The sequence below is a fragment of the Streptomyces sp. NPDC042638 genome (assembly GCF_040647235.1).
Classification (GTDB): Bacteria; Actinomycetota; Actinomycetes; order Streptomycetales; family Streptomycetaceae; genus Streptomyces; species Streptomyces rameus.
The window spans coordinates 35173-58694 of record NZ_JBEZBT010000005.1 but is presented as its reverse complement, the minus strand read 5'-3'; the positions used below and the strand labels follow the sequence as shown (position 1 = coordinate 58694).

The following is a 23522-nucleotide window of genomic DNA, read 5'->3' as shown; positions in this document are numbered from 1 at the left end:
GCACGACCGGCGGCACCACGGGCCCGACGGGGGGCACCACCGGCGGCGGCTCGACGGGTGGCACGCCCACGGGCGGCACCACGGGCGGCACCACGGGCGGCACCACGGACGGGACGACGGGCGGCACCACGGGCGGTGGAACCGGCGAGACGACGACGGGCGGCACGACCGGCTCCGGCGGCGGCACGTCGAGTACGGCGTCGGCCCCCGACACCGCGCCGGGGACGACCGGCACGGTGATCTGACGTCGCCGGGGCGCGCACCCTCAGAGCAGCCCGCACCCTCAGAACAGGCGGAGCTTGTCGTCCTCGATGCCGCGTAGGGCGTTGTAGTCCAGGATCTGGCAGTGGATGCCCCGGTCGGTGGCGAGGACACGGGCCTGGGGCTTGATCTCCTGCGCGGCGAAGACGCCGCGGACCGGCGCCAGATGCGGATCGCGGTTCAACAGCTCCAGGTAACGGGTGAGTTGCTCCACACCGTCGATCTCGCCCCGGCGCTTGATCTCCACCGCGACCGTCGCGCCGTCGGCGTCCCGGCACAGGATGTCCACCGGGCCGATCGCGGTCATGTACTCGCGCCGGATGAGCGAGTAGCCCTCGCCCAGTGTGTCGATGCGGTCGGCCAGGAGTTCCTGGAGGTGCGCTTCCACGCCGTCCTTGATCAGGCCCGGGTCCACGCCGAGTTCGTGCGAGGAGTCGTGGAGGATCTCCTCCATCGTGATGATCAGTTTCTCGCCCGCCTTGTTGACGACGGTCCATACACCCTCGTCCTCGCCCGTGCCCTCCTTCAGCGTGCAGGGCGGCGACATCCAGTTGAGGGGCTTGTAGGCCCGGTCGTCGGCGTGGATGGAGACGCTGCCGTCCGCCTTGACCAGGATCAGGCGGGGCGCCGAGGGCAGGTGGGCGGTGAGCCGGCCGGCGTAGTCGACCGAGCATCGGGCAATGACGAGACGCATGGTCGGCAACGCTACTCGACGCCCGCAGGTGCTCGCGATCCGCCCGTCCCGCTCCCTGTGGATCGCACCATATGTCCCTGGAAACTCTTGTTCATCCCTGGCCGATTGTGGGCGTAACGGGACCGTTCTATATACCCATTCTGCTGGTGTGGTCACCGACGGTTGCCTACCGTAGAGAACGGGAGGTTGCGGCCCGTGTACCGAGCGTGTTCGAAATCGCGAACTCCCCTATCTGTCCGGCAACCCCTGCTGTTCGGGGGTGCGAGAGGAGAACCCATGTCGCTCGACGTCTCACCGGCCCTACTCGAACAGGCCGAGCGAGGCGAGGTCGACGAAGCAGCATTCGTCGACTGCGTCCGGACCTCCCTGCCCTACGCATGGGAGATGATCAGCTCCCTGGTGGCCCAGCTGAAGGTCGACGGCGGCTCCTTCGCCGACAACCAGACGCCCCCGCCGGACGAGCAGGCACGCGGTCAGCTGCTGCGCGCGCTCGCGAGTGACGCCATCCGCGGCGCGCTGCAGCGGCACTTCGGTGTGCGGCTGGCCTTCCAGAACTGCCACCGCGTGGCGGTGTTCCCGCTGGACGGCTCGGTGGACGAGACGCTGGCCCGCTTCACGTCGGTGCGCAGCCAGTTGCTGAACCAGTCGCCGGAGTTTCGGGACTGCTGACGCTCGGCCGCGGTACGGGCCGGGACCGAGACGGAGAGCCGTCGGCTTGCCGCTCCACTCGCGGGAGGTGCATGCGTCACTGGGGTGGCAAGCCCTGGGCGGCCTGCGCGGCGGGAGCGGTCAGCGCAGCTGGGGCAGCACCTCGGCGCCCAGACGCCGCAGGTTCTCCTCGGTGGCCGCGAGGTCGCCCGACCCCTCCACCAGGAGGGCGAAGCGGGAGATGCCGGTGCGCTCCGAGGTGGCCGAGAGCCGGTCGGCGGCGAGCCGCGGGGTGCCCACCGGATGGAGTCCGCAGAGCAGTTCGGTGTAGGCGTACGGGTCGCGCATCGCGCGCGCCCGTCCGTCCACCGTCACATGAGCCCCGAGCCCCTGCCTCAGCCAGCCCGGCATCGCCTTCAGCAGCGTCTCCGCCGCGTCCGTGCGGCGGTCGGCGAGCTGGCAGACCCCCGCCGAGACATGGGCGGCGCCCGCGATCTCCTCGGCCGGGCGGCCCGCCGCGCGGGCGCAGTGCCGCCACAGGGCGACCATCTCGGCCTTCTCCTCGTCCCCGACGTGCATGCCGAGCAGCATCGGCAGCCCGCGCTCGGCGGCCAGCCGTACGCTCGCCGGTGAGGTGCAGGCGAGGACGACCTCGGGGCCGGGGGTCTCCGTCAGGGCCTCCGACGGACGGGGCACGACCGGCACCTCGCGGAAGGAGAACCGCTCGCCGGAGGCCGCCACGGCCGGTTCGCTCAGCCAGCGCAGCAGCAGATCGAGCGACTCCGGGAACCCGTGTTCGTACGCCTCCAGGCCCGTGCCGAACACCTCCAGGTCCACCCAGGGGCCGCCGCGTCCGACGCCCAGGGTGAACCGTCCGCCGCTGGTCAGGTGCAGCAGCGCGGCCTGCTCGCCGAGAGCGACCGGGTGGGCGGTGGGCAGGACGCTCACCGCCGTGCCGACCCGGACGCGGCGGGTGCGGCCCAGCAGCAGCGCGGCCAGGGTGACCGCGGACGGGCATGTGCCGTAGGGCACGAAGTGGTGCTCGGCCAGCCACACCGCGTCCAGGCCGGCCTCCTCGGTGACCTCCGCCGAGCGGACCGCCCGGTGCAGCGCCTCTCCGGGACCCTGGCCCGGGAACTGGGCGGCCAGCACAAAACTTCCTACGCGCATCGCTTTCCTGCTTCCTTGGCTCCGACCCGGAGCTCCCCCACCCGGCATAACCGTCTGACACGTGCCCAGGACACGGTCTGGCGGAGAGATTTGCGGATTGTCTGCAGAATGGATCGCCCTGGAGGGGGACTTGTACGGGTTGGTTCCGTACGCGTACCCCGCTCGGCGGCGCGTAGGCTGGATGCAGCCCGTGCTTCCTGTATAGCCCCGAGAGGTGTCCCGTGTCCCCGCGTCGCAATCGACCGAAGGCAGCCGGAACGACGGGCCGGAGCGCCGAGGACGACCGGACCGGCCGGTACGGCGGCTGGCAGTCCACCGAGAGCTGGCGGGGCGAGGACTGGAGCGTACGGCATGTCGCCGGGGCCAGCTCGGAGGGCAAGACCTACCGCTGCCCGGGCTGCGAACAGCTGATCCCCTCCGGAGTCCCGCACGTGGTGGCGTGGCCGGAGCACGCGGGTGTCGACGACCGCCGGCACTGGCACAAGGCGTGCTGGAACGCGAAGGACCACCGCACCACACGGGTGCAGCGGTCCCGTAACGCACCCCGGTTCTGACACCGGGCGGAGCATCACACGTCCCGGCTCCGGAGCAGCGCGTACGCGCCCGCGTACGCCGCCGCCGTCAGACCGATGATGATCCACAGCGGGTCCCAGCCGGACGGGCCGGACTGGCTCAGGGAGTTGGAGTAGAAGACGCTCAGCTGGTTCGGGATCGAGTACTCGAACAGCCACTCACGCAGCTTGCTGAGCGACTCCGTCGCCATGAACAGCGCGAGCACCAGCGGCGCCAGCAGCACGCCGATCATGATGGTGATGGCGCCCGCGGAGTGCCGGATGACGGAGCCGATGAGCAGCGAGAACAGCCCGAGCAGCGCGATGTAGAGGCTGATGCCGACGGTGGCCTTGAACCATTCCCCGGCGGTGGGGGTGCGGGCGCCGGAGCCCTCCAGCATGGACGCCTGGACCATGGCCACGAACCCCGACGTGACCAGGGTGGCCACGAAGGCGACGCCGACGAACACGATCGACTTCGCGGCGAGCACCCGGGCCCGGCTGGGGCACGCGGTCATCGTCGTACGGATCATGCCCGTGCCGTACTCCGACGCCGTGGTCAGCACGCCGAGCGTGATGATGCAGATGCTGCCGAGGAGCAGTCCGAAGAAGCCGAACGACAGCGGGTTCTCGCCGGTCAGGCTCGAGGAGTCGGAGTGGGCCGCGACCATCGCGCCGGCCAGCAGGCCGATGCCGGTGACGAGCAGCACGAACACACCGAGCGTCCACATCGTGGAGCGCACCGACTTGATCTTCGTCCACTCGGAGGCCAGCGCGTGCCCGAGGTGGGTGCTCACGACCGGGATGGGGGAGGTGTAGCCGGGGTACGGCCCCCCGGGCGCCGCCCGCCACTCGGGGGGCGCGGCTGCCGGGGCCTGCGGCATCGGGGGCTGGTGGGTGCTCATCGGGCGTCCTCGGGCTGGGTGGAGTCTGCGGGGGCGGCGGGGGCCGGGGCAGCCGGCGGCGCGGCGGCCGGAGCCGGTGCGGCCGGAGCCTCCTTGGTCAGGGCCGGCGGCTGGGCCTGCGGCGCGGGGGCGGCGGCTGCCGGGGCCTGCGCGGGCTGCCGGGCCGGGGCGCCCGGCTGGGCGTACGGGTTGGCCGCGCCCGTGCCGGGAGCGCCGTACCCACCCGCCTGGGCGTCGCCGTACGGGCCCGCGGGCGGGGCCGGCATCGTGAAGGGCTGCCCGCCCTGCTGGGGCGGCGGCGGGGCGTACCAGCCCGGCTGGCCCTGCCCGGGCACCGGCACGGGCGGCTGCGCCCCGGGCGGCAGCGGCTGCTGCAGGGCCGCCTTCTGGTCGGCGGTCGAGCGGTAGTCCACGGCGCCCTGCGTCATCCGCATGTACGCCTCCTCCAGAGACGCCTGGTGCGGCGACAGCTCCCACAGCCGCACGTCCGCCTCGTGCGCCAGGTCGCTGATGCGGGGGAGCGGCAGCCCGGTCACCCGGAGCGCGCCGTCCTGCTCCGGCAGGACATGGCCGCCGGCCTCGGTGAGCGCGGAGGAGAGCTTCTCGCGCAGCTGCGGTTCGGTGTCCGGGGTGCGCACGCGCGCGAAGTCCGCGGAGTTGGCCGAGATGAAGTCCGTCACGCTCATGTCGGCGAGCAGCTGTCCGCGCCCGATCACGATGAGGTGGTCGGCGGTCAGCGCCATCTCGCTCATCAGGTGGGAGGAGACGAAGACGGTACGGCCCTCGGCCGCGAGCGCCTTCATCAGGTTGCGCACCCAGAGGATTCCCTCGGGGTCGAGGCCGTTGACCGGCTCGTCGAAGAGCAGCACCTGCGGGTCACCGAGCAGCGCGGCGGCGATACCGAGGCGCTGGCCCATGCCGAGCGAGAACCCCTTGGAGCGCTTCTTGGCCACGCCCTGCAGACCGACGACGCCGAGCACCTCGTCCACCCGCCGGGCCGGGATGCCCGACAGCTGGGCGAGGCTCAGCAGGTGGTTGCGGGCACTGCGGCCGCCGTGCACGGCCTTGGCGTCGAGCAGCGCGCCGACCTGCCGGGGGGCGTTGGGCAGCTTGCGGTACGGGTGGCCGCCGATGGTGACCGACCCGGACGTGGGGTTGTCCAGCCCGAGGATCATCCGCATCGTCGTGGACTTGCCCGAGCCGTTCGGCCCGAGGAAGCCGGTGACGGCTCCTGGCCGCACCCGGAAGGAAAGGTTGTACACGGCGGTCTTGTCGCCGTAGCGCTTGGTAAGGCCGACAGCCTCGATCATGCTCCGCACCCATCGAAAGGTTCAGGACAGCGGGGCACACGCCCCCGTAAGGGTTAGGAGGATATCGAGGCGCTGACGGTTCCGCCCAAGAGAGGGTAAAGCCCGAGGCGTCGCACCGGACGGCCGCCGGCTCTGGCGCGTGGCCGCCGGTCCAGATGGGCGGCCGCCGGCTCTACTGGGCGTCCCGGCGCCTGAGGAGGACGTAGCCGCCCGCCAGCGCGGCGGTCACCCACAGCGCCATGATCCCGAGCCCGGCCCAGGGACCGTAGGGGGTGTCGTCGCCGAGGCGGGGCACCACCTGCATGATCCGGCTGCCCGCCTGGTCCGGCAGGAACCGGCCGATCTTCTTCGTCGCGTCCACGTTGCCGAGGATGTTGGAGATCAGGAAGAAGAACGGCATCAGGATGCCGAGGGAGAGCATCGGCGAGCGCAGCATCGCGGCGACGCCCATGGAGAACATCGCGATCAGCGTCATGTACAGCCCGCCGCCGAGCACCGCGCGCAGCACGCCCGGGTCACCGATGCCGGCCCGGTGGGCGCCGAGCATCGCCTGGCCGAGGAAGAACGCGGCGAAGCTGGTGACCATGCCGACGGCCAGCGCGAGCGCCGTGGCCACCGTGACCTTGCCCGCCAGGAAGACGCCGCGCCGCGGCACGGCGGCCAGCGAGACCCGGATCATGCCGGTGCTGTACTCGTTGGAGACGACCAGCACCCCGAACACGATCATGGCGAGCTGGCCGAGGGTCATGCCCGCGAAACTGATGACCGTGGGGTCGAAGGAGAGCCGCTCCCGCATGGGCATGTTCTCGAACTGGCTGTTCGTCAGCGCGGAGATCAGCGTCCCGAGGGCGACGGTGACCACCAGGGCCAGCGACAGTGTCCACACCGTGGACGCCACCGACCGGATCTTGGTCCACTCGGAGCGGATGACCTGGACGGCCGCCATGGCTCAGACCCCCTTCCAGCCGGTGCCCCAGTCCTGCGGGGCGGGATCGGGACCGGCCTGCGAGTGGTACTCCACCGCTTCCGCCGTCAACTGCATGAACGCCTCCTCCAGCGAGGCCTGCTGCGGGCTCAGCTCGTGCAGCACGAGCCCGTACCGCGCGGCCAGCTCACCGATCTGCTCGGCCTTGCCGCCCTCCACCTCCAACGCCCCGCCGCCCGCCTCCACGACGGTGATCCCCGCCTGGTGCAGCACGTCGAGCAGCCGCTCGTGCTGCGGGCAGCGGATCCTGACGTACGCCCGCGAATTCGCCCGGATGAAGTCGGCCATGGAGGTGTCCGCGAGCAGCCGTCCCTGCCCGATGACCACCAGGTGATCGGCGGTCAGCGCCATCTCGCTCATCAGATGGCTCGACACGAAGACCGTCCGCCCCTGCGCGGCCAGCGATTTCATCAGGTTCCGGATCCAGTGGATGCCCTCCGGGTCGAGCCCGTTCACCGGCTCGTCGAACATCAGGATCCGCGGATCCCCGAGCAGCGCCCCGGCGATGCCCAGCCGCTGCCCCATGCCCAGCGAGAACCCCTTCGCCTTCTTCCGGGCCACGGCGGTGAGGCCGACGGTCTCCAGCACCTCCGCCACCCGGCTCCTGGGGATCCCGTTGCTCTGCGCCAGGCACAGCAGGTGGTTGTGGGCGCTCCGGCCGCCGTGCACCGCCTTGGCGTCCAGCAGGGCGCCGATGTACGTCAGCGGGTCCTTGAGCCGGTCGTAGTGCCGGCCGTCGATCCGGACGTCACCGGCGGTGGGGTGGTCGAGACCGAGGATCATCCGCATGGTCGTCGACTTGCCGGCGCCGTTGGGCCCGAGAAACCCCGTCACGATGCCCGGCCGGACGGAGAAGGTGAGGTGGTCGACCGCCACCTTCTCGCCGTACCGCTTGGTCAGCCCCTCCAGCTCGATCATGCGGCCACGCTAAGACGGGCCATGGGCGGCTGCCACTTGAGCGGCGCGGGCGGCGCCGCGCCCGCGGGTCAGCCCGGACGGCGGATCCTGACGGGGCCACGGGCCCGGGCGGGGTCGACGGGATCACCGTGCTGGGTGATCTCCACCCGCCCTTCGGCGGCGAGCCGGGCCGCGGCCCGGCGGACGGGCTCCATCAGCTCGCGCCAGCCCTCGTCCGCGGACCGGTGCACCGCGCGGGCGACGTCCGAGGGGCACACCGACGCCCCCGGCGCCCTCCGGTCGAGCAGATCGAGGATGGCGTCTTCGAGGGACCGGTCGCCGTCCGGCATACGAGGCACCCCTTCCCGGCTGCGGGGCCGCGCGCGACCGGTACGGCCCGCACGCCGGGGCCCCGCGCTCCTTCCCCCAGGCTACGCGCGGCCCGGCACGGGACACGGGGCCCGCGCCCCGGCGTTCGCCGCCCGCACGCGAGGGGGGCGGTGGGGGCGCCCCACCGCCCCCCTCGGGGTGCGTACACCTGCCCGGAGCTACCGGGACTGCTGCGCCGGAACGCCCCGGGAGATCGGCTCGTCGTCGGTCGACGTGCCGGCCGCGGCCACCGCGGCGCCGGTCAGCGTGGCGAGCATCTCGCGGACGTTCGTCAGCTGGGCGTTGATGCTGTCGCGGCGGTTGGTGAGCGCCGCCAGCTCCCGCTCGGACTCCGAACGGATCCGGTCCGCCTTGGCGTTGGCGTCGGCCACGATGTCCTCGGCCTGGCGCTGCGCGGTCTCCACCGTCTGGCGGGCCCGGCGCTCGGCGTCGGTGCGCAGCTTCTCTGCCTCCAGGCGCAGCTGCTCGGCCCGGTGCTCGATCTCGGCGAGGCGCTTCTCGGCCTTCTGCTGGCGCGAGGCCAGGTCGCGCTCGGACTGCTCGCGGCGCTTGGCCAGGTTGGTCTCGAAGTCGGCGGCGGCCTGCGCGGCCTTGGCGCGGGTCTCCTCGAAGAGGGCGTCCGCCTCCTCGCGCTTGGACTGCGCGTCCTTCTGCGCCTCGGCACGCAGCTGGGAGGCGTCGGCCTTGGCCTTCTCGACGATCCGGACGCCCTCGTCCTCGGACTTGGCCTTGCGCTCCGCGGCGTAGGACTCGGCGTCGTTGCGGACCTGCTGGGCCGCCGACTCGGCGAGGTCGCGGTGCTGCTCGGCCGCCCGCCGGGCCTCCTCACGGAGCTCCTTGGCCTCTTCCTCGGCCAGGCGCAGGATCTTCTCGACCCGCGCGCCGAGACCCGCGTACGACGGCTCGGCGTCCGTGATCTGAGCCTGGGCGTTCTGCGTTTCGAGGTGCAGCTCCTCGATGCGCTTCTCCAGGGCGGTGATGCGGGTGAGAGCGCTGTCACGGTCGGAGACGAGCTTGGAGATACGTTCGTCCACCTGAGCGCGGTCGTACCCACGCCGCACAAGCTCGAAGCCGTAGGGGGAAGTGTCGCTCATGGGGTTCCTGTCAATGAGACCGGTGAGGTGATAAGGGAATCCTAGGGGCCGAAGCGGTGTGTCATCGAGCGGATACGGTTTTGATCTGGAGAATGGCACCTCTTTTGAGTGGCTGACCGTCGGACGGCTTGCCAAGGAGTGGGGCAAAGCCCCCAGAAGACAACGGAACGCACCCCGTACGCTAGCCCTCTGACGACTTGCCACCCGATCGGGGGGCGCCCACCGTGGCGCCCGCCTTGACTCCGCTGTCCTTGCCGGCCGCGGGCGTCTCGAAGGACTCCAACGCCTCCAGGACGTCCTGGACGCGGGAGATCTCGGCGTTGATGTCCTCGCGCCGGCGCACCAGGATCTCCAGCTCCCGCTTGCCCTCCTCGACCGTGCGCCGGGCCTCGCGGATCGCCTCGGCCTTCAGCTCCTCGGCCTCCTTGATCAGGCTGGCCTTCTTCTGCTCGGCCTCCTTGAGCAGCCCCTCCGCCTTCTTGACCGCGGCGATACGGACCTTCCCCGCCTCGGAGCTCGCCTCCGACACCAGCTCCTTGGCCTTCGCCTCGGCCTTCTGCAGCTGCTCCTCGGCGGCCTTGATGAGCGCGTCGCAGCGGTCACCGGTGGACCTCATCGTCTCGGCGGCCTCGCGGCGGGCCCGCTCGTGCAGCTCCTCGATCTCGGATGTGATGCGGTCGCGCAGCTCCTCGGCGCGCTGCCTGATCGCGGTGGCGTCCCGGCGCGCGCCGACCAGCAGCTCGTCCGCGTCCGTACGGGCCTTCTCCACCGCCGAGTTGCCCTCGACGGTCGCCTCGGAGACGATCCGCTCGGCCTCGCTGCGGGCCGCGCCGACCATCGTGTCGGCCTGCGACTCGGCGTCCGCGGTGGTCTTCAGCGCCTGCTCACGCGCCTCGCCGAGCAGCTTGTCGACCTCGGCCGTGGTCTCCGTGATGAGCTTGTCGACCTGCTCGGCCGCCTCGGAGCGCCGCTTGTTGGCGTCCTTGCGTACCTCGTCCAGGGTCCGCTCGGCCTCCTCGCGCGCGGAGTTGACGAGCCGTTCGGCCTCGGCCTCCGCGTCCGCCTTGAGCCGCTCGGCGTCCGCCCGCACCCGCTCGGCGTGCGCCTGCGCGGAGCCCACCGTCTCGGCGGCCTCGGCGCGCAGCCGTTCGGCGTCGCCGGTGGCGTCCCCGATGAGCTGCTCGGCGCTCGCCACCGCCTCCGCACGGACCCGGTCCGCCTCGGTGAGTGCCTCGGCGCGCACCCGCTCGGCCTCCGCGGCCGTCTCGGTCCGCAGCCGCTCGGCCTCGGTGAGCGCCTCCGTGCGCACCCGGTCGGCCTCCGCGGCCGTCTCGGTCTGGAGCCGCTCGGCCTCCGCGACCGTCTCCGTCTGGAGCCGCTCGGCCTCGCTGCGGGCCTCGGTGATGAGGGTGTCGGCCTGGGTCGCCGCGTCCGACCGGATGCGGTTGGCGTCCTCGCGGGCGTCCGCCCGGGTACGGGCAGCCGCCTGGTCGGCCTCGGCCAGCGCGTCCGAGGCCTCGGTGCGCACCCGCTGGGCGTACTCGCCGGCGTCCGAGCGCAGCCGCTCGGCCTCGGTGATCGCCTCCGCCATCGTCCGCTCGGCCAGCGCCTTGGCGGCCTCCGACTCCTCGTTCGCCTCGCGCCGGACCCGGGAGGCGTCCTCGCTCGCCCGCTCGCGCTCGGCGTAGGCGTCGGCGCGGACCCGGTCCGCCTCCTCCTCTGCCTCCCGCCGCGTACGGTCCGCCGCGTGCTCGGCGGCCGAGCGCAGCCCGGCGATCTCCTCCTGCGCCTGCTCGTGCAGCCCGGCGACGGATTCCCGCACCTGCTGGGCGTGCTGCTCGGCGGCGGCGACCATCTCGGTGGCACGCCGGTCGGCCTCCTCCACCAGCCGGGTCGCCTCGGCCTGCGCCTCCTCGACCCGCTTGCGGGCCGAGGCCAGCAGCTCCTCGCTCTGCTCGCGGGCCCGCTGCCGCTCCTGGTCGGCCTCCTCGCGGGCGGCGCCGAGGAGTTCCTCGGCCTCGCGGCGGCGCCGGGCGGCCTCCTCCTGTGCGGCGGCCAGCGTCTCGGACGCCTCGGTGCCCAGCCGCTCGGCGGCGGCCTGCGCCTCCGCACGCACCCGGTCGGCCGTGTCCTGTGCCTCCGCCTTCAGCCGCTCGGCCTCGGCCGCGGCCTCGGACCGCAGCCGTACGGCGATGGTCTCGCCCTCGGCGCGGGAGGCGGACGCGTCGGCCGCGGCCTCGTCGCGCAGCCGTTCGGCCTCGGTCTCGGCCTGCTGGCGGAGCGTGCGGATCCGCTCGGCGGACTCCGCGCGCAGCCGTTCGGTCTCCTCGGCGGTCTCCCGGCGGATCCGGGCGGCCTCCTCGCGGGCGTCGGTCAGCGCCTGCTCCGCCGACGCCAGCCGCTCCTGCGCGTCCGTCTGGAGGCGGCCCAGCTCCTCGGCGGCCTCGGCGCGGCGGGCCTCGACGGCCCGCTCGGTCTCCTCGCGCAGCTCCCGCGCGGCCTGCTCGGCGTCCGACCTGGCCGTCTCGGCCTGCTCGGCGGCCTCGGCGCGCAGCCGCTCGGCCTCCTTGCGGGTGCGCTCCAGGGTCTCCTCGGCCTGCCGGCGCAGGCCGGTGGCGCGCTCGATGGCCTCGGTGCGGACCTTCTCGCTGTCGGCCGTCGCGGTCTTGCGCAGCTCGTCGGCGTCCGCCTTGGCCTTGGCCAGCAGCTCCTCGGCGGACTTGGCCGCCTCCTCGATCTGCGCGACGGCCTCGCGGCGGGCCTCGGCCCGGATCGACTCGCCCTCGGCGACCGCGTCGGCGCGCAGCTGCTCGGCCTCGCCGCGCAGCCGGCGGGCCTCCTCCTGCAGCTCGACCGTCTTGGCGCGGTACTCCTTGGTGTCGTCCTTCGCCGCGCCCTTGAGCTGCTCGGCGATGTCGTGCGCCTCGGCGCGCAGCCGGTCCGCCTCGGTCTCGGCCTCCGTGCGGATCCGCTCGGCCTCCTCGGCGGCGGCCCGGGTGGTCTTCTGGGCGTCCTCGGACGCCTTGTTCAGCACGTCCTCGGCGGTGCGGGCCGCCTTCGACAGCTGGCTGGCCGTCTCCTCGGCGGTGATCGAGCGGGCCTTCTCGGCGGCCTCGGCGACGATCTTCTCGGCCTCGGCACGGGCGTCGGCGACCAGGTGCTCGGCCTCGGACTTGGTGTTCTCGGCCTCCTTCGTGGCCTCCTCGACCAGCCGGGCGACCTGCTCCTTCGCCGTACGCGTCCGCGTCTCGTTGGCGGCCTCGGCGCTCGCGAGGGCCTTGGCGGCGGCCTCCTGCGCCTCCGTGACCAGCTTCTCCGCCTCGGCCTGCGCCTTGCGCAGCGCCTCCTCGGCCGCCGTCATCCGCTCCTCGGCGGCCCGGCTCAGCTCGGTCGCCTGGCGGCGGGCGGTGTCGGACTCGCCGACCGCGTCCGTACGCAGCCGCTCGGCGTGCTCGGTGGCCTCCTGCGCCTGCGTGGAGGCCGCGTTCAGCAGCCGCTCGGCGTCCGTGCGGGCCCGGCGCAGGATCTGCTCGGCCTCCGCCCGGGCGGCCTCCGCGTCGCTCTGCAGCCGCTCGCGGGCCTCCCGGGTGAGCCGCTCGGCCTCGGCGCGGGCGGCGGCCATGGCCTGCTCGGCCTCCGCGCGGGACTCGTCCAGCAGCCGGCGGGCCTGCTGCTCGGTGCGGGCGCGCAGCTGCTCCGCCCAGGCCACGTTCTCGTTCACGTGCGACTCGACGGTGGAGCGGCGCTCGGCCAGCTCCTGGTCGAGCTGCTGGCGCCGGGTGACCGCCTCCTGGTGCAGCTCCGCCTGGAGCCGGGCGGCCTGCTCGGCGTGCTCCTGAAGGATGCGCTGGGTCTGCGCGCGGGCCTGGCTCAGCTCCCGCTCGGCGTCCTGGCGCAGCTGCTCGGCCTGCATCTGGGCATTGCGGAGCAACTGCTCGGCCTGATAGCCGATGTCACCGCCGTCGTAGGCGGGCCGGGTCATGAGGGTGCGCCGCGCCTCGTGCAGCTTGGCGCGCAGCACCTCGACCTGGTAGCCGAGGTCCTCGGCGTGCTGGATCGCCTTTTCCCGCTCGGTCTTCAGCCGCTTCATCTCGGCCTCGAACCGAGAGAGGTGGTCGACGTCAGCCGCCGGCTCTCGCTCCTGGCTCTCGTAGCCCCGCACTGCGCGGTCCCATCCGTCCCCTGGTCAGCTTCTCCAACGAGCTCCGTCCATCGGCCGAACGGGGCCCCCGGGGAATGGTGTCAGATCAACGGCGGAGCACGGGCTGCTGCCCCGACGCTCGTCCCCCGAAACCCGGACCCCGGCATGCGGTCGTCCCGGTTTCGGGGACGACCGCCCCCAACCCTACCGGCCCTTATGTACGGGGGTCAGTGCTCGGGCGACTCAACAGGGGCCGAAGTGACCAGTTCTGTGAGAACACCATGGCAGTCCTTGGGGTGCAGGAAGGTGATCCGAGACCCCATGGAACCGCGTCGGGGCTGCTCGTACAGCACCCGGACGCCCTTGCCGCGGATGTCGTCGGCGTCCCCGTCGACGTCCGCCGTGCCGAAGGCGATGTGATGGACGCCCTCCCCGTTCTTCGCCAGCCACTTGCCGACCGCCGAGTCCTCCCGGGTCGGCTCCAGCAGCTGGAGGTAGGAGGCACCGCCGTCCGACGTCTCGTTGATCTTGAGCATGGCCTCGCGCACACCCTGTTCCTCGTTGACCTCGGTGTGGAACACCTCGAAGCCGTACGTGGCCCGGTAGAACTCGACGGTCGCGTCGAGGTCGTGGCAGGCGATCCCGATGTGGTCGATTCGCGTCAGCATGGACTCAGTGCAGCGCTCATCACGTGGTTACGCAACGTGCGCGCGATCACACCGACGGGCCGATGACGGCGTGCTCTACCGCTCAGTACATTCGAAGTAAACCCTCGTTCACTCCTCGGCTGTGCGCAGCTGGAAGGGGATCGCACCTCATGTCTTCTGGAACGACCAGCTCGGTGATCGTCGCGGGCGCCCGGACGCCCATGGGGCGGCTGCTGGGCTCGCTGAAGTCCTTCTCGGGAGCCGACCTCGGCGGCTTCGCGATCAAGGCCGCCCTCGACCGTGCGGGGATCGGCGGCGACCAGGTGCAGTACGTGATCATGGGCCAGGTGCTGCAGGCCGGCGCCGGGCAGATCCCGGCCCGTCAGGCCGCGGTCAAGGCCGGCATCCCGATGAGCGTGCCGGCGCTCACCATCAACAAGGTGTGCCTCTCCGGCCTCGACGCCATCGCCCTCGCCGACCAGCTGATCCGCGCCGGCGAGTTCGACATCGTCGTGGCGGGCGGCCAGGAGTCGATGACCAACGCCCCGCACCTGCTGCCCAAGTCCCGTGAGGGCTACAAGTACGGCGCGGTCCAGATGCTCGACGCGATGGCCTACGACGGCCTGACCGACTCCTTCGAGGGCATCGCCATGGGCGAGTCCACCGACAGGCACAACGCCCGCCTGGGCATCGGCCGCGCCGAGCAGGACGAGATCGCCGCCCTGTCCCACCAGCGGGCCGCCGCCGCGCAGAAGAACGGGCTGTTCGAGGCCGAGATCACCCCGGTGGAGATCCCGCAGCGCAAGGGCGACCCGGTCCTGTTCAGCAAGGACGAGGGCATCCGCGGCGACACCACCGCCGAATCCCTGGCCAAGCTGCGCCCGGCCTTCACCAAGGACGGCACGATCACGGCCGGCTCCGCCTCGCAGATCTCGGACGGCGCGGCGGCCGTGGTCGTGATGAGCAAGGCCAAGGCCGAGGAGCTGGGCCTGGAGTGGCTCGCCGAGATCGGGGCCCACGGCAATGTGGCCGGACCGGACAACAGTCTGCAGTCCCAGCCGTCCAACGCCATCCTGCACGCCCTGAAGAAGGAGGGCCTGGAGGTCTCCGACCTCGACCTCGTCGAGATCAACGAGGCGTTCGCCGCGGTCGCCGTGCAGTCGATGAAGGACCTCGGCGTGTCCACCGAAAAGGTGAACGTGAACGGTGGTGCGATCGCCCTGGGTCACCCGATCGGCATGTCCGGTGCCCGTCTCGTGCTCCACTTGGCGCTCGAGCTCAAGCGCCGCGGCGGCGGGGTCGGCGCGGCCGCGCTGTGCGGTGGCGGCGGCCAGGGCGACGCGCTCGTCGTACGGGTGCCGAAGGCCTGAGTCTCCCCGTCCATCGCCGAACGTACGTCGCTGAAGTGAACGGAGCTGTGTGATGCAGGACGTCTCCTCTCTGGTGGCCCAGGCCAGGGAAGGCCGGCCGCGGGCCGTGGCCCGGCTGATCTCCCTCGTGGAGGGGGCGTCCCCGCAGCTCCGGGAGGTCATGGCGGCACTGGCCCCGCTGACCGGCAACGCCTATGTGGTGGGCCTGACCGGCTCGCCCGGCGTCGGCAAGTCGACCTCCACCTCCGCGCTCGTCACCGCGTACCGCAAGCAGGGCAGGCGGGTCGGCGTCCTGGCCGTCGACCCCTCGTCCCCGTTCTCCGGGGGCGCCCTGCTCGGCGACCGTGTGCGGATGTCCGACCACGCCTCCGACCCCGGCGTCTACATCCGCTCGATGGCCACCCGCGGCCACCTCGGCGGCCTGGCCTGGGCGGCCCCGCAGGCCATCCGCGTGCTGGACGCGGCGGGCTGCGACGTGATCCTGGTCGAGACCGTCGGCGTCGGCCAGTCGGAGGTCGAGATCGCCTCCCAGGCGGACACGAGCGTGGTGCTGCTGGCTCCCGGCATGGGCGACGGCATCCAGGCGGCGAAGGCCGGAATCCTGGAGATCGGGGACGTCTACGTCGTCAACAAGGCCGACCGGGACGGCGCCGACGCCACGGCGCGTGAGCTGAACCACATGCTGGGCCTGGGCGAGGCCCGCGGTCCGGGCGACTGGCGCCCGCCGATCGTGAAGACCGTCGCGGCCCGCGCGGAGGGGATCGACGAGGTCGTGGAAGCCCTGGAGAAGCACCGGGCCTGGATGGAGGAGCGGGGCGTCCTCGCCGAGCGGCGCCGGGCCCGTGCGGCCCGCGAGGTGGAGACCATCGCCGTCACCGCGCTGCGGGCCCGCATCGGCGACCTGCACGGCGACCGCCGTCTCAGTGCCCTCGCCGAGCGGATCGTCGCCGGCGGACTGGACCCGTACCGCGCGGCGGACGAGCTGGTCGCCGGCCTGACGGAGGGCTGAGGGTCGTCAACCCGGCGACGGCACCGGTAATCTGACGGCATGTTCCTCTTCCTGGCGTAGAGCGCACCCGGGTGCGCGGGGCCCGACGACCGGCCACCGCGCCCTTCGGTGTCCCTCTCCCACGCCTCCAGAAGAGGAACGTCCGCGTGTCCACGCACCTTTCGCGGCCCTCGTACGCCGCCGTCCTGCGCGTCCCGCATGCGCGCCGCGCCTTCACCGCCGCCCTGACCGCCCGCCTGTCCTACGGCACCGTGGGCCTGGCGGCGCTGCTCTCCGTCACCGGGGCCACCGGCTCCTATGCCGTCTCCGGCGCCGTGCTGTCCCTGTTCGGCGCCACGACGGTCTTCCTGATGCCGTTGCGGGCTTCCCTCATCGACCGCCACGGACCGCGCCGGGCCCTGCTGCCCATGTCGGCGCTCTACGCCGCCCTGCTGTGCGCCCTGGCGGCCCTCACCTGGCGCCCGGGCGCCCCGGCACCGCTGATCGCCGTCTGCGCCGCCCTGGCGGGCGCCTGCGCACCCCCGCTGGGCCCGACCATGCGCGCCCTGTGGTCCGAACTGGTCACCGACCGGGACGTGCTGCGGCGCGCCTACAGCCTGGACGGGGTAGCCGAGGAGCTGCTGTTCGTCTCGGGCCCGGCACTGGTCGGCGCCCTCACGGCCTTCACCACGCCGGCCGCCGGCATCCTGCTCAGTGCGTTCCTGAACGCGGCGGGGACCTGCTTCTTCGTCACCTCCCCGGCGCTGCCGGGCCCACGGGCAGGGTCCGGCGGGCGGAAGCCGGCCGCCGGCCGCGGGCTGCTGCCCCCGGTCGCCGTCGCCCTGGGTGTCGGCCTGGCCCTCAGCGGTGCGGAGCTGCTGGTGACGGCCTTCGCCACGGAACGGCCGCACGGCACCGCTCTCGTGCCCTGGATCCTGGGCGCGCTCTCGGCGGGCAGCGCGCTGGGCGGCCTGGTCAACGGGGCGGTGCGGTGGCGCACGCCCGCCCGCACCCGGCTGCACCGGTTCGCGGCGGCCCTGGGTCTGGTGATCGCCGCGGCGGGGTTCGCGCCCGGCCTGTGGACCCTCACCGGGGCGATGGCCCTCGCGGGCGCCTTCGTCGCTCCGGCCCTGACCACGGCCTACCTGCTGGCCGACGAAGCGGCCGGCGAGGGCGCCCGCACGCAGGCCGGGGCGTGGGTGAACATGGGGGTCAACGCGGGGAGTTCGGGCGGGATGGTGGTGGCCGGGCTGCTGATCGGCCGCATGCCGCTGGAGCTGTGCTTCGCCCTGACGGGCGGGACCGCCCTCATGTCCGCCGCGACGGCCGTGGTCGCCGCGGCCGTGGGCGGCCGTGCCGCCGGGACGGCGGGGGCGGCGGGGGCGGGCGCGGCGGCGCCCTGCCGGAGCCGGTGAGCGCCCCTGCCTGCCCCGGCTCCCGCGCACCCTGAGCCTCTCGCGGGGCTCAGGGGCGCCCCCGCTGCCCCCTCAGGTGCTCGGCGATCGGCTTGAGTGACTTGTCCAGCTCCATCAGCGCGTCCGGGGACAGCAGATCGATGAAATGCCGCCGTACCGACGCCACATGGTGGGGCGCGACCTTCTTCATGGTCTCCATGCCGTGGTCGGTGAGCACGGCGTACAGCCCCCGCCGGTCGGTGTCGCAGTTCTCCCGGCGCACCAGGTTCGCGTTCTCCATGCGCGTGATCTGGTGCGAGAGCCGGCTCTTGGACTGCAGGGTGGCGGAGGCGAGGTCGCTCATCCGCATCCGCACGTCGTCCGACTCGGACAGGTTCACGAGGATCTCGTAGTCGTTCATAGTCAGGCCGAACGGTTGCAGATCTTTTTCGAGCTGGTACGTCAACAGCCTGTTGACCTCCAGGTGGGTGCGCCAGGCGCACTGCTCCGCATCGGTCAGCCAGCGCGTGGCCGTCTCGGTCTCCATGAATGAAGTCTACCTAAGAAGTTGAATGACGAACTACTTCGGGTGGTGTGACGGTGCGCACGCGTTCGATGTCACACTCCGCAGACTACCGCTCACAGCCCGAAGCGACGCTGGAGGTCTCCCAGCTGTCCGGGAAGGCGCGGTGCGCCCGACGATTGCGGACCGTGTCCACCCGGTGCCGTTCCGCCACCGCCGGGCACCCCCGGTTCGGACGGAACCGCCCCCGTCGCGGCCTCGGCCATGAGGGTCTCCGTCGACTGCAGCAGGACCGTCCCGGCGCCCACGAACTCGAACTGGTGCTCCTCCCCGGAGACCCCGCCGAAGCCCGTGATTGCACGGAGACCGCCCAGTACACCCGCCATGTACCCATGGTCGTAGTGATGGCACGGGGACGGGCAGTCGGCCCACCCGACGAGGGCCTGGGGGTCGACCCGTACCGGAGGTTCCATGAACACCACCGGCCCGTTAGATGCGGCCACAAACTTCCCGGTTCCGATAAGGGTCAGAAAACCCGGCACGATCGATTGCTTCAGCGCGAGACTTGGCTGAAAAGCGAGCAGGTTGCCCGCGCGAATGGTCAAGTTCCCGTCGTCCAGGTCGTAGGAGTTGACGTCGAAGGCCCGGTCGGCCAGCAGCATCTTGCCGGAGCCCTCCGCCACCACCCAGTCGCTCGCGTGCAGTGGCGAATGGAACGACGTACGGACAAGTCGGTCGAGTCGGCCGTGCCCGATGCCGTTGAACTCGATCGCCCCGTAGTAGGCGATCATCTTCCCCTTCTGCAGGAACCACTGCCCGCTCTTGAGCTCGACGCAGAACGTGTACCTGTTCACGTTGTCGTCGGCGGGCAGCGTCATCGGGTCGTGCACGACCGGCCCGGCGCCCGGCGCTCCGTAGGTGCTCACAGCTTCTCCTCCGCCGCCTGGACGTACACCGTGCCGCTGCCGCTCAGCTCCAGCTGGAACGCCTCGCCGGAGCCGCGGCCCACCATGTCGCGCCAGCCGAGCGCGGTGGAGAGCCTGTTGCGCACGTCGCCGTGGTGGGCGACGTAGGCCTGCGGGTCGACGTGGACCGGGCGCTGGGGCGTGATCGGGATCTCGAAGACCCCGCCGTGCGCCATCACGGCCACCGCGCCCTGGCCCTGCAGAGTCGTCGTGAACAGTCCCTGCCCGGTGACCTGGCCGCGCACCATGCCCATGATCCCGCCCTGCGAGCCCATGAACATCGTGCCCTGCCGCAGCGTGCCCTCGAAGGCGAGCAGCCGGTCGGCCTCCACGTAGAGGGTGTCGCCGGAGAGGGCGATCACGTGGACGTGATGGCCGCCGTGCCCGAAGAAGACCGTGCCGCTGCCCTCCACGGTCATCAGCGGGGTCGCCTCGCCGGCCACCCGGCGCCCGAGCATGGACATCACCCCGCCCTGGCCGCCCTGGACGTTGGGCGTGAACGACACGTCCCCTTTGTAGGCGAGCATCGCCCCGCGCTGGCTGAACAGCCGCTGCCCCGGCAGCACGGTCGCCTCGACCATCTTGGAGTTGATCTCTCGGAAGGTCATCTCACAGGTCCCCCGCGATCGTGTTCCGCTCGCTCGGCTGCACGTAGACCAGCCCGTCGCCCTCGAAGCGGATCTGGAAGGCCTCGCCGCCGCCCTCCCCGAGGAGTGTGCGGAAGGTCACCCCGGACTGGAAGGACTGCCGGACATCACCCTGGTGGGCGACATAGGCGCCGGGGTCGACGGTCAGCGGGTACTGCGGACTGACCCGCAGGACGACCGCCGGCCCGTCGGAGATGATCGCCGCCTGGCCGTGGCCCTCCACGGTCGTCGTGAACAGGCCGTTGCCCTGCGAGGCTCCGCGCAGCCCCGTGAACGTCGTCCCCGTCCGCAGCCCCGCGTCCGTCGCCAGCAGATTGCCCGCCTCGACGTACAGCTTGTCCCCCCGCAGGGCGACCAGGTTGATCTCGGACGCCCGGTCCGCGAACCAGCAGGTCCCCTGCCCTCTCACCTCCATCACCGTCATCTGCTCTCCGGTGAGCCGCCGGGTCACCATCCCGCGCAGTCCCTCGCCGCCACCGCTCAGCTTCTTGAAGGCCATCTGCCCGTCGTACGCGACCATCGAGCCGTTCTTCGCCTTTACGGCGTCCCCGGTCATGTCGACGGCGAGGACCTTGCTCCCCTGGAGCCGGAACATCGCCACGCATGGGAAAGTAGCCGCCGGGCGGGTGGGCGGAACAGGGCCCACGGGTGGATACCCACCCTGAGCGGACCCCTAGGGGCGCGGTTTGCCACAATGGGGGAACGCTTGTGCGTCCGTTCACAAAGGCGCGCGAGTGACCGCGCCGTCAGCGACTCTCCCACCGAAGGTGACCCGTGGACATCAAGACCGCCACCGCCCTCCGCCGTCTCCGCCTGGTCTCGGCCCCGGAGGCCGTGTCCTTCCTGATCCTCCTCGTCTGCTCGGTGCTGAAGCGCACCACGGACTTCGACGCGGTCCCCGTGATGGGCGCGGTCCACGGCGTCCTGTTCATCCTGTACGTGATCTTCTGGGCGGACGCCTGGAACCGCACCAAGTGGCCGCTGCGGACCGCCGCCCTCTACTTCGTCCTCTCGGTGCTGCCCACCGGCGGCTTCTTCGCCGAGCGCAAGCTGCGCCGCGAGGCGGAGGACGCCGTCATCGCGGCGCGCGCCCGCAGGGAAGGAGCCGTGAACGCATGATCGTCGCCTTCTCCGTGACACCCCTGGGCGTCGGTGAGGACGTGGGGGAGTACGTCGCCGACGCCGTGCGCGTGGTGCGCGAGTCGGGCCTGCCCCACCGCACCGACGCGATGTTCACGTCGGTCGAGGGCGAGTGGGACGAGGTCATGGACGTCGTCAAGCGGGCCGTCGCCGCCGTGGAACGGCGTGCGCCGCGCGTGTCGCTCGTCCTCAAGGCCGACATCCGGCCCGGTGTGACCGACGGACTCACCTCCAAGGTGGAGACGGTCGAGCGACACCTCGCGAGCTGACTCCCGGCGCGCCCCTGCACCCCCGGGCGCGCCCGGCACCCCGCGCGCCCCTGCACCGCGCGCCCCGGCACCCCGCGAACCCCGGCCCTCAACGGCCGGGGTTTTCTCGCCCCCCTTGTTTGAGCGATCGCTCAAACGGGTGTACGTTCTGCGGCAGACGAGTTGAGCGATCGCTCAACTCGCTTTCAGCAAGCCTCCGCAGGCTTCTGACGTGGGGGACACACGTGGGGGAACACATGGGCCTTTACATAGAGGCGCACATCCGCGCCGATCTCGACGAGCTGTGGGACCGCACCCAGGACCCCGCCCGGCACCAGCGCTGGGACCTGCGCTTCACGGAGATCGGCTACCTCCCGCGCGCGGAGGGCGAGCCGCAGCGTTTCCGGTACGCCACGCGCGTGCTGCCGTTCCTCACGGTCGCCGGCACCGGCGTCTCGGCGGGGGAGAAGGAACGCCCCGACGGCACCCGCACCTCCGCCCTGCGCTTCGCCTCCCCGCACCCCCTCTCCCTGCTCGCCGAGGGCAGCGGCTACTGGCGCTACGTCCCGGCCGCCGACGGCGTCCGGTTCCTCACCGGCTACGACTACCGGCCCCGCTGGGGCGCCATCGGCGCACTCGCCGACCGGCTGCTGTTCCGCCCGCTCATGGGCTGGGCGACGGCCTGGTCCTTCGACCGGCTCCGGCTCTGGCTGGAGCGGGGCATCACCCCAGAACGGGCCCGGTACAACTGGCTGGCCGAGCTGACGGTCCGGGCGCTCGTCCTCACCCTGTGCCTGACCGGGCTCGGCCGCGGCGCGCTCCCCGGCCTGCCCGGCCCCGTCGCGGACGCCCTCGCCTACCTGTACCCGCTGCTGCTCGTCGTCGGCATCTCCCTCGCCCTGTTCAAGGCCCCGCTCGCCGGCACCCCCGCCGCCCGCCGCTGCCTGCGCACCCCGCCGGCCCCGGTCCGCGCCCCCCGTCTCCTGCGCACCCTGGAGCAGCGGTCATGACCTCGATGTTCCGCACCGTGATGGGCTCCGGCTTCGACCGGCTGCACCCGCAGCTCCAGCGCCGCTTCTCGGTCGGCCTGAGCGGCGGCGAGGCGTGCACCGGGCGGGGGCTGATGGAGCGCATCTGGCACGGGCCGGCCTTCGTGAAGCCGTTCCTGTCCGTCGGCACCACCCGCAACATCCTGGTACCGAAGGCCGGCCGGAACGTTCCTTTCGTGATCGAGAACGTGCCCTACGCCGACACCTACGGCCGTGAGACGGTGACCTTCGTGCGCACCTTCGACCTGCCCGGCCGCTCCCGCCGCTTCGACGCCCAGATGGTGCTCAGCCCCAAGGGCGACCGCATCCTCGACTACCTCGGCACCCATCAGCACCTCGCCAGCGAGCTGCACTTCCACGCCGAGCCCGACGGCTCCCTGCTCATCCGCTCCGGCGAACACCGGTTCCGGGAGGGCCCCGTGGACGTCCGCGTGCCCGAGATCATCGGCGCCACCGCCGAGGTGCGCGAGTCCTACGACGACGCCACCGGCCGCTTCCGCATCCGGGTCCGGGTGGTGAACCGGTACTTCGGTCCGCTCTTCGGCTACGAGGGATCCTTCACGGCGTCGTACACCGACGTCCGCCGCCGAGGTGTACGGCCGGGGCTGCGGCCCGTCCGCGAGGAGTCGCGCGCGTGAGCCCGGAGACCGCCAAGTCCCTGGAGACGAAGAACAAGCTGCTGGAGGGCGCGCTGCGGACGCTCACCGAGCAGGGGATCGCCAAGACCTCCGCCCGTTCGGTGGCGGCGGCGGCCGGGGTCAACCAGGCTCTGGTCTTCTACCACTTCGGATCAGTGGACGAGCTGCTGGCCGCGGCGTGCCGGTACGGGGCGGAGAAGGCGGTGGCCAGGTACCGGGACCGGCTCGCCGATGTGGGCTCGCTGTCCGAGCTCCTGGCCGTCGGCCGGGAGATCCATGAGCGTGAGCGCGCCGGGGGTCAGGTGGCGCTGCTGGGCCAGCTGCTGGCCGGAGCGCCCACGCATGCGGCGCTGGGGCCGGCGACGGCGGCGGGGCTCCGGCTGTGGATCGACGAGATCGAGCAGGTGCTCGGGCGGGTGCTGGCCGCTACGCCGTTCGGGGAGTTCGCCGACCCGGCGGGCCTGGCGCGGGCGGTCGCGGCGTCCTTCGTGGGGATCGAGCTGTACGAGGGGGTCGACGAGACCGGCGCGCATGCGGCCCTGGACGCCCTGGAACAGCTGGGCGCGCTGGTGGCCGCGGTGGAGTCCCTGGGGCCGGTCGCGCAACGGGCCGTTCGCCATCATCTGCGGCGGCGGGGTGTGACGGGCCAGGACCGCTGACGCCTTCCTGACGGGCACGTGCACGTGCACGGGCGTCCCGGCGATGACGGCTCGCGCGACGGCGCCGGCCCTCACGCGGGTGACCCGCACCGCGCCGCGGACGTCCAGCGGATGCCGTGCGGGCCCTGCGGGCCGTGCGGGCCCTGCGGGCTCTGCGGGCCGTGCGGGCCCTGCGGGCTCTGCGGGCCGTGCGGGCCCTGCGGGCTCT

Annotated in this window: 25 protein-coding genes; 11 read left to right on the top strand and 14 right to left on the bottom strand. The window is 72.4% G+C overall.

The window, feature by feature from the left end:
- Window positions 1–245 (top strand): hypothetical protein (locus AB0B40_RS06220; protein WP_362263217.1); only part of this gene is annotated, 245 nt, incomplete at its 5' end.
- A gap of 38 nt (window positions 246–283) precedes the next feature.
- Here the strand turns inward: AB0B40_RS06220 and nucS are convergent.
- On the bottom strand, window positions 284–955 hold the full coding sequence (gene nucS / locus AB0B40_RS06215) for an endonuclease NucS (RefSeq protein WP_345056125.1): 672 nt from the start codon (window positions 953–955) through the stop codon (window positions 284–286).
- Between the two features lie 276 nt (window positions 956–1231).
- Between nucS and AB0B40_RS06210 the strand changes: the two genes are divergently transcribed.
- A complete protein-coding gene (locus AB0B40_RS06210) occupies window positions 1232–1624 on the top strand; it encodes an SCO5389 family protein (RefSeq protein ID WP_345056123.1) in 393 nt (130 codons plus the stop codon).
- A gap of 120 nt (window positions 1625–1744) precedes the next feature.
- Here AB0B40_RS06210 and AB0B40_RS06205 read toward each other — a convergent pair whose 3' ends face one another.
- Window positions 1745–2773, bottom strand: a complete 1029-nt coding sequence (locus AB0B40_RS06205; RefSeq protein ID WP_345056121.1) for an LLM class flavin-dependent oxidoreductase — start codon at window positions 2771–2773, stop codon at window positions 1745–1747.
- Window positions 2774–2994: 221 nt separating this feature from the next.
- On the opposite strand from AB0B40_RS06205, the gene AB0B40_RS06200 reads away from it, so the two are divergent.
- Window positions 2995–3327, top strand: a complete 333-nt coding sequence (locus tag AB0B40_RS06200) for an ATP/GTP-binding protein (protein WP_345056119.1) — start codon at window positions 2995–2997, stop codon at window positions 3325–3327.
- Between the two features lie 14 nt (window positions 3328–3341).
- Here AB0B40_RS06200 and AB0B40_RS06195 read toward each other — a convergent pair whose 3' ends face one another.
- The 8 genes from AB0B40_RS06195 to mce form a co-directional block, all read right to left on the bottom strand.
- Window positions 3342–4229 carry an ABC transporter permease gene (locus AB0B40_RS06195; protein ID WP_345056117.1) on the bottom strand — a complete coding sequence of 296 codons (888 nt, stop codon included), beginning with the start codon at window positions 4227–4229 and terminating at the stop codon, window positions 3342–3344.
- Window positions 4226–5539: an ABC transporter ATP-binding protein gene (locus AB0B40_RS06190; protein WP_362263212.1), complete on the bottom strand. Its 1314-nt coding sequence runs from the start codon at window positions 5537–5539 to the stop codon at window positions 4226–4228. The genes AB0B40_RS06195 and AB0B40_RS06190 overlap by 4 nt, the downstream gene beginning before the upstream one ends.
- A gap of 172 nt (window positions 5540–5711) precedes the next feature.
- Window positions 5712–6485 carry an ABC transporter permease gene (locus tag AB0B40_RS06185; RefSeq protein ID WP_345060129.1) on the bottom strand — a complete coding sequence of 258 codons (774 nt, stop codon included), beginning with the start codon at window positions 6483–6485 and terminating at the stop codon, window positions 5712–5714.
- A gap of 3 nt (window positions 6486–6488) precedes the next feature.
- Window positions 6489–7442 carry an ABC transporter ATP-binding protein gene (locus AB0B40_RS06180; RefSeq protein ID WP_345060127.1) on the bottom strand — a complete coding sequence of 318 codons (954 nt, stop codon included), beginning with the start codon at window positions 7440–7442 and terminating at the stop codon, window positions 6489–6491.
- 68 nt (window positions 7443–7510) lie between these two features.
- Window positions 7511–7771 (bottom strand): DUF3253 domain-containing protein, encoded by a 261-nt coding sequence (locus AB0B40_RS06175; protein ID WP_362263208.1) that lies wholly within the window; start codon window positions 7769–7771, stop codon window positions 7511–7513.
- A 198-nt stretch (window positions 7772–7969) separates the two neighbouring features.
- Entirely contained in the window at window positions 7970–8905 is a 936-nt protein-coding gene (locus AB0B40_RS06170) for a cellulose-binding protein (RefSeq protein WP_345060123.1), read from the bottom strand.
- 181 nt (window positions 8906–9086) lie between these two features.
- On the bottom strand, window positions 9087–13067 hold the full coding sequence (gene scy / locus AB0B40_RS06165) for a polarized growth protein Scy (protein WP_362263205.1): 3981 nt from the start codon (window positions 13065–13067) through the stop codon (window positions 9087–9089).
- 206 nt (window positions 13068–13273) lie between these two features.
- Entirely contained in the window at window positions 13274–13714 is a 441-nt protein-coding gene (mce, locus tag AB0B40_RS06160) for a methylmalonyl-CoA epimerase (protein WP_345060119.1), read from the bottom strand.
- Window positions 13715–13863: 149 nt separating this feature from the next.
- Between mce and AB0B40_RS06155 the strand changes: the two genes are divergently transcribed.
- The 3 genes from AB0B40_RS06155 (at window position 13864) to AB0B40_RS06145 (ending at window position 17466) form a co-directional block, all read left to right on the top strand.
- A complete protein-coding gene (locus AB0B40_RS06155) occupies window positions 13864–15063 on the top strand; it encodes an acetyl-CoA C-acetyltransferase (protein ID WP_345060117.1) in 1200 nt (399 codons plus the stop codon).
- A 52-nt stretch (window positions 15064–15115) separates the two neighbouring features.
- Window positions 15116–16072, top strand: a complete 957-nt coding sequence (meaB, locus tag AB0B40_RS06150) for a methylmalonyl Co-A mutase-associated GTPase MeaB (RefSeq protein WP_345060115.1) — start codon at window positions 15116–15118, stop codon at window positions 16070–16072.
- Between the two features lie 146 nt (window positions 16073–16218).
- A complete protein-coding gene (locus tag AB0B40_RS06145; protein WP_362263200.1) occupies window positions 16219–17466 on the top strand; it encodes an MFS transporter in 1248 nt (415 codons plus the stop codon).
- Between the two features lie 49 nt (window positions 17467–17515).
- On the opposite strand, the gene AB0B40_RS06140 is transcribed toward AB0B40_RS06145, so the two are convergent.
- From AB0B40_RS06140 to AB0B40_RS06125, 4 genes are all read right to left on the bottom strand, one after another.
- Window positions 17516–17992, bottom strand: coding sequence for a MarR family transcriptional regulator (locus AB0B40_RS06140; RefSeq protein WP_345060113.1), 477 nt, complete (start codon window positions 17990–17992; stop codon window positions 17516–17518).
- 92 nt (window positions 17993–18084) lie between these two features.
- A complete protein-coding gene (locus tag AB0B40_RS06135) occupies window positions 18085–18894 on the bottom strand; it encodes an AIM24 family protein (protein ID WP_345060112.1) in 810 nt (269 codons plus the stop codon).
- The gene (locus tag AB0B40_RS06130; protein ID WP_362263195.1) at window positions 18891–19541 is read right to left on the bottom strand and encodes an AIM24 family protein; all 651 of its coding nucleotides are present in this window, start codon (window positions 19539–19541) and stop codon (window positions 18891–18893) included. The genes AB0B40_RS06135 and AB0B40_RS06130 overlap by 4 nt, the downstream gene beginning before the upstream one ends.
- A 1-nt stretch (window position 19542) precedes the next feature.
- Window positions 19543–20175: an AIM24 family protein gene (locus AB0B40_RS06125; RefSeq protein WP_345060133.1), complete on the bottom strand. Its 633-nt coding sequence runs from the start codon at window positions 20173–20175 to the stop codon at window positions 19543–19545.
- Window positions 20176–20354: 179 nt separating this feature from the next.
- Here AB0B40_RS06125 and AB0B40_RS06120 point away from each other — a divergent pair, with 179 nt between their 5' ends.
- The 5 genes from AB0B40_RS06120 (at window position 20355) to AB0B40_RS06100 (ending at window position 23314) form a co-directional block, all read left to right on the top strand.
- Window positions 20355–20699 (top strand): DUF3817 domain-containing protein, encoded by a 345-nt coding sequence (locus AB0B40_RS06120; protein ID WP_345060108.1) that lies wholly within the window; start codon window positions 20355–20357, stop codon window positions 20697–20699.
- Window positions 20696–20989, top strand: a complete 294-nt coding sequence (locus tag AB0B40_RS06115; protein WP_345060106.1) for an MTH1187 family thiamine-binding protein — start codon at window positions 20696–20698, stop codon at window positions 20987–20989. The genes AB0B40_RS06120 and AB0B40_RS06115 overlap by 4 nt, the downstream gene beginning before the upstream one ends.
- 236 nt (window positions 20990–21225) lie before the next feature.
- The gene (locus AB0B40_RS06110) at window positions 21226–21978 is read left to right on the top strand and encodes a hypothetical protein (protein WP_345060104.1); all 753 of its coding nucleotides are present in this window, start codon (window positions 21226–21228) and stop codon (window positions 21976–21978) included.
- Window positions 21975–22655 carry a DUF4166 domain-containing protein gene (locus AB0B40_RS06105; RefSeq protein ID WP_345060102.1) on the top strand — a complete coding sequence of 227 codons (681 nt, stop codon included), beginning with the start codon at window positions 21975–21977 and terminating at the stop codon, window positions 22653–22655. Before AB0B40_RS06110 ends, AB0B40_RS06105 begins: the two co-directional genes overlap by 4 nt.
- Window positions 22652–23314 (top strand): TetR/AcrR family transcriptional regulator, encoded by a 663-nt coding sequence (locus AB0B40_RS06100; protein ID WP_362263190.1) that lies wholly within the window; start codon window positions 22652–22654, stop codon window positions 23312–23314. The genes AB0B40_RS06105 and AB0B40_RS06100 overlap by 4 nt, the downstream gene beginning before the upstream one ends.
- Window positions 23315–23522 lie beyond the last annotated feature (208 nt).

Coding starts and splice junctions, on each gene's coding strand:
- nucS (WP_345056125.1), bottom strand. CDS start 955: ATGCGTCTCGTCATTGCCCGATGCTCGGTCGACTACGCCGGCCGGCTC.
- AB0B40_RS06210 (WP_345056123.1), top strand. CDS start 1,232: ATGTCGCTCGACGTCTCACCGGCCCTACTCGAACAGGCCGAGCGAGGC.
- AB0B40_RS06205 (WP_345056121.1), bottom strand. CDS start 2,773: ATGCGCGTAGGAAGTTTTGTGCTGGCCGCCCAGTTCCCGGGCCAGGGT.
- AB0B40_RS06195 (WP_345056117.1), bottom strand. CDS start 4,229: ATGAGCACCCACCAGCCCCCGATGCCGCAGGCCCCGGCAGCCGCGCCC.
- AB0B40_RS06190 (WP_362263212.1), bottom strand. CDS start 5,539: ATGATCGAGGCTGTCGGCCTTACCAAGCGCTACGGCGACAAGACCGCC.
- AB0B40_RS06185 (WP_345060129.1), bottom strand. CDS start 6,485: ATGGCGGCCGTCCAGGTCATCCGCTCCGAGTGGACCAAGATCCGGTCG.
- AB0B40_RS06180 (WP_345060127.1), bottom strand. CDS start 7,442: ATGATCGAGCTGGAGGGGCTGACCAAGCGGTACGGCGAGAAGGTGGCG.
- AB0B40_RS06175 (WP_362263208.1), bottom strand. CDS start 7,771: ATGCCGGACGGCGACCGGTCCCTCGAAGACGCCATCCTCGATCTGCTC.
- AB0B40_RS06170 (WP_345060123.1), bottom strand. CDS start 8,905: ATGAGCGACACTTCCCCCTACGGCTTCGAGCTTGTGCGGCGTGGGTAC.
- mce (WP_345060119.1), bottom strand. CDS start 13,714: ATGCTGACGCGAATCGACCACATCGGGATCGCCTGCCACGACCTCGAC.
- AB0B40_RS06155 (WP_345060117.1), top strand. CDS start 13,864: ATGTCTTCTGGAACGACCAGCTCGGTGATCGTCGCGGGCGCCCGGACG.
- meaB (WP_345060115.1), top strand. CDS start 15,116: ATGCAGGACGTCTCCTCTCTGGTGGCCCAGGCCAGGGAAGGCCGGCCG.
- AB0B40_RS06140 (WP_345060113.1), bottom strand. CDS start 17,992: ATGGAGACCGAGACGGCCACGCGCTGGCTGACCGATGCGGAGCAGTGC.
- AB0B40_RS06130 (WP_362263195.1), bottom strand. CDS start 19,541: ATGACCTTCCGAGAGATCAACTCCAAGATGGTCGAGGCGACCGTGCTG.
- AB0B40_RS06125 (WP_345060133.1), bottom strand. CDS start 20,175: ATGTTCCGGCTCCAGGGGAGCAAGGTCCTCGCCGTCGACATGACCGGG.
- AB0B40_RS06115 (WP_345060106.1), top strand. CDS start 20,696: ATGATCGTCGCCTTCTCCGTGACACCCCTGGGCGTCGGTGAGGACGTG.
- AB0B40_RS06110 (WP_345060104.1), top strand. CDS start 21,226: ATGGGCCTTTACATAGAGGCGCACATCCGCGCCGATCTCGACGAGCTG.
- AB0B40_RS06105 (WP_345060102.1), top strand. CDS start 21,975: ATGACCTCGATGTTCCGCACCGTGATGGGCTCCGGCTTCGACCGGCTG.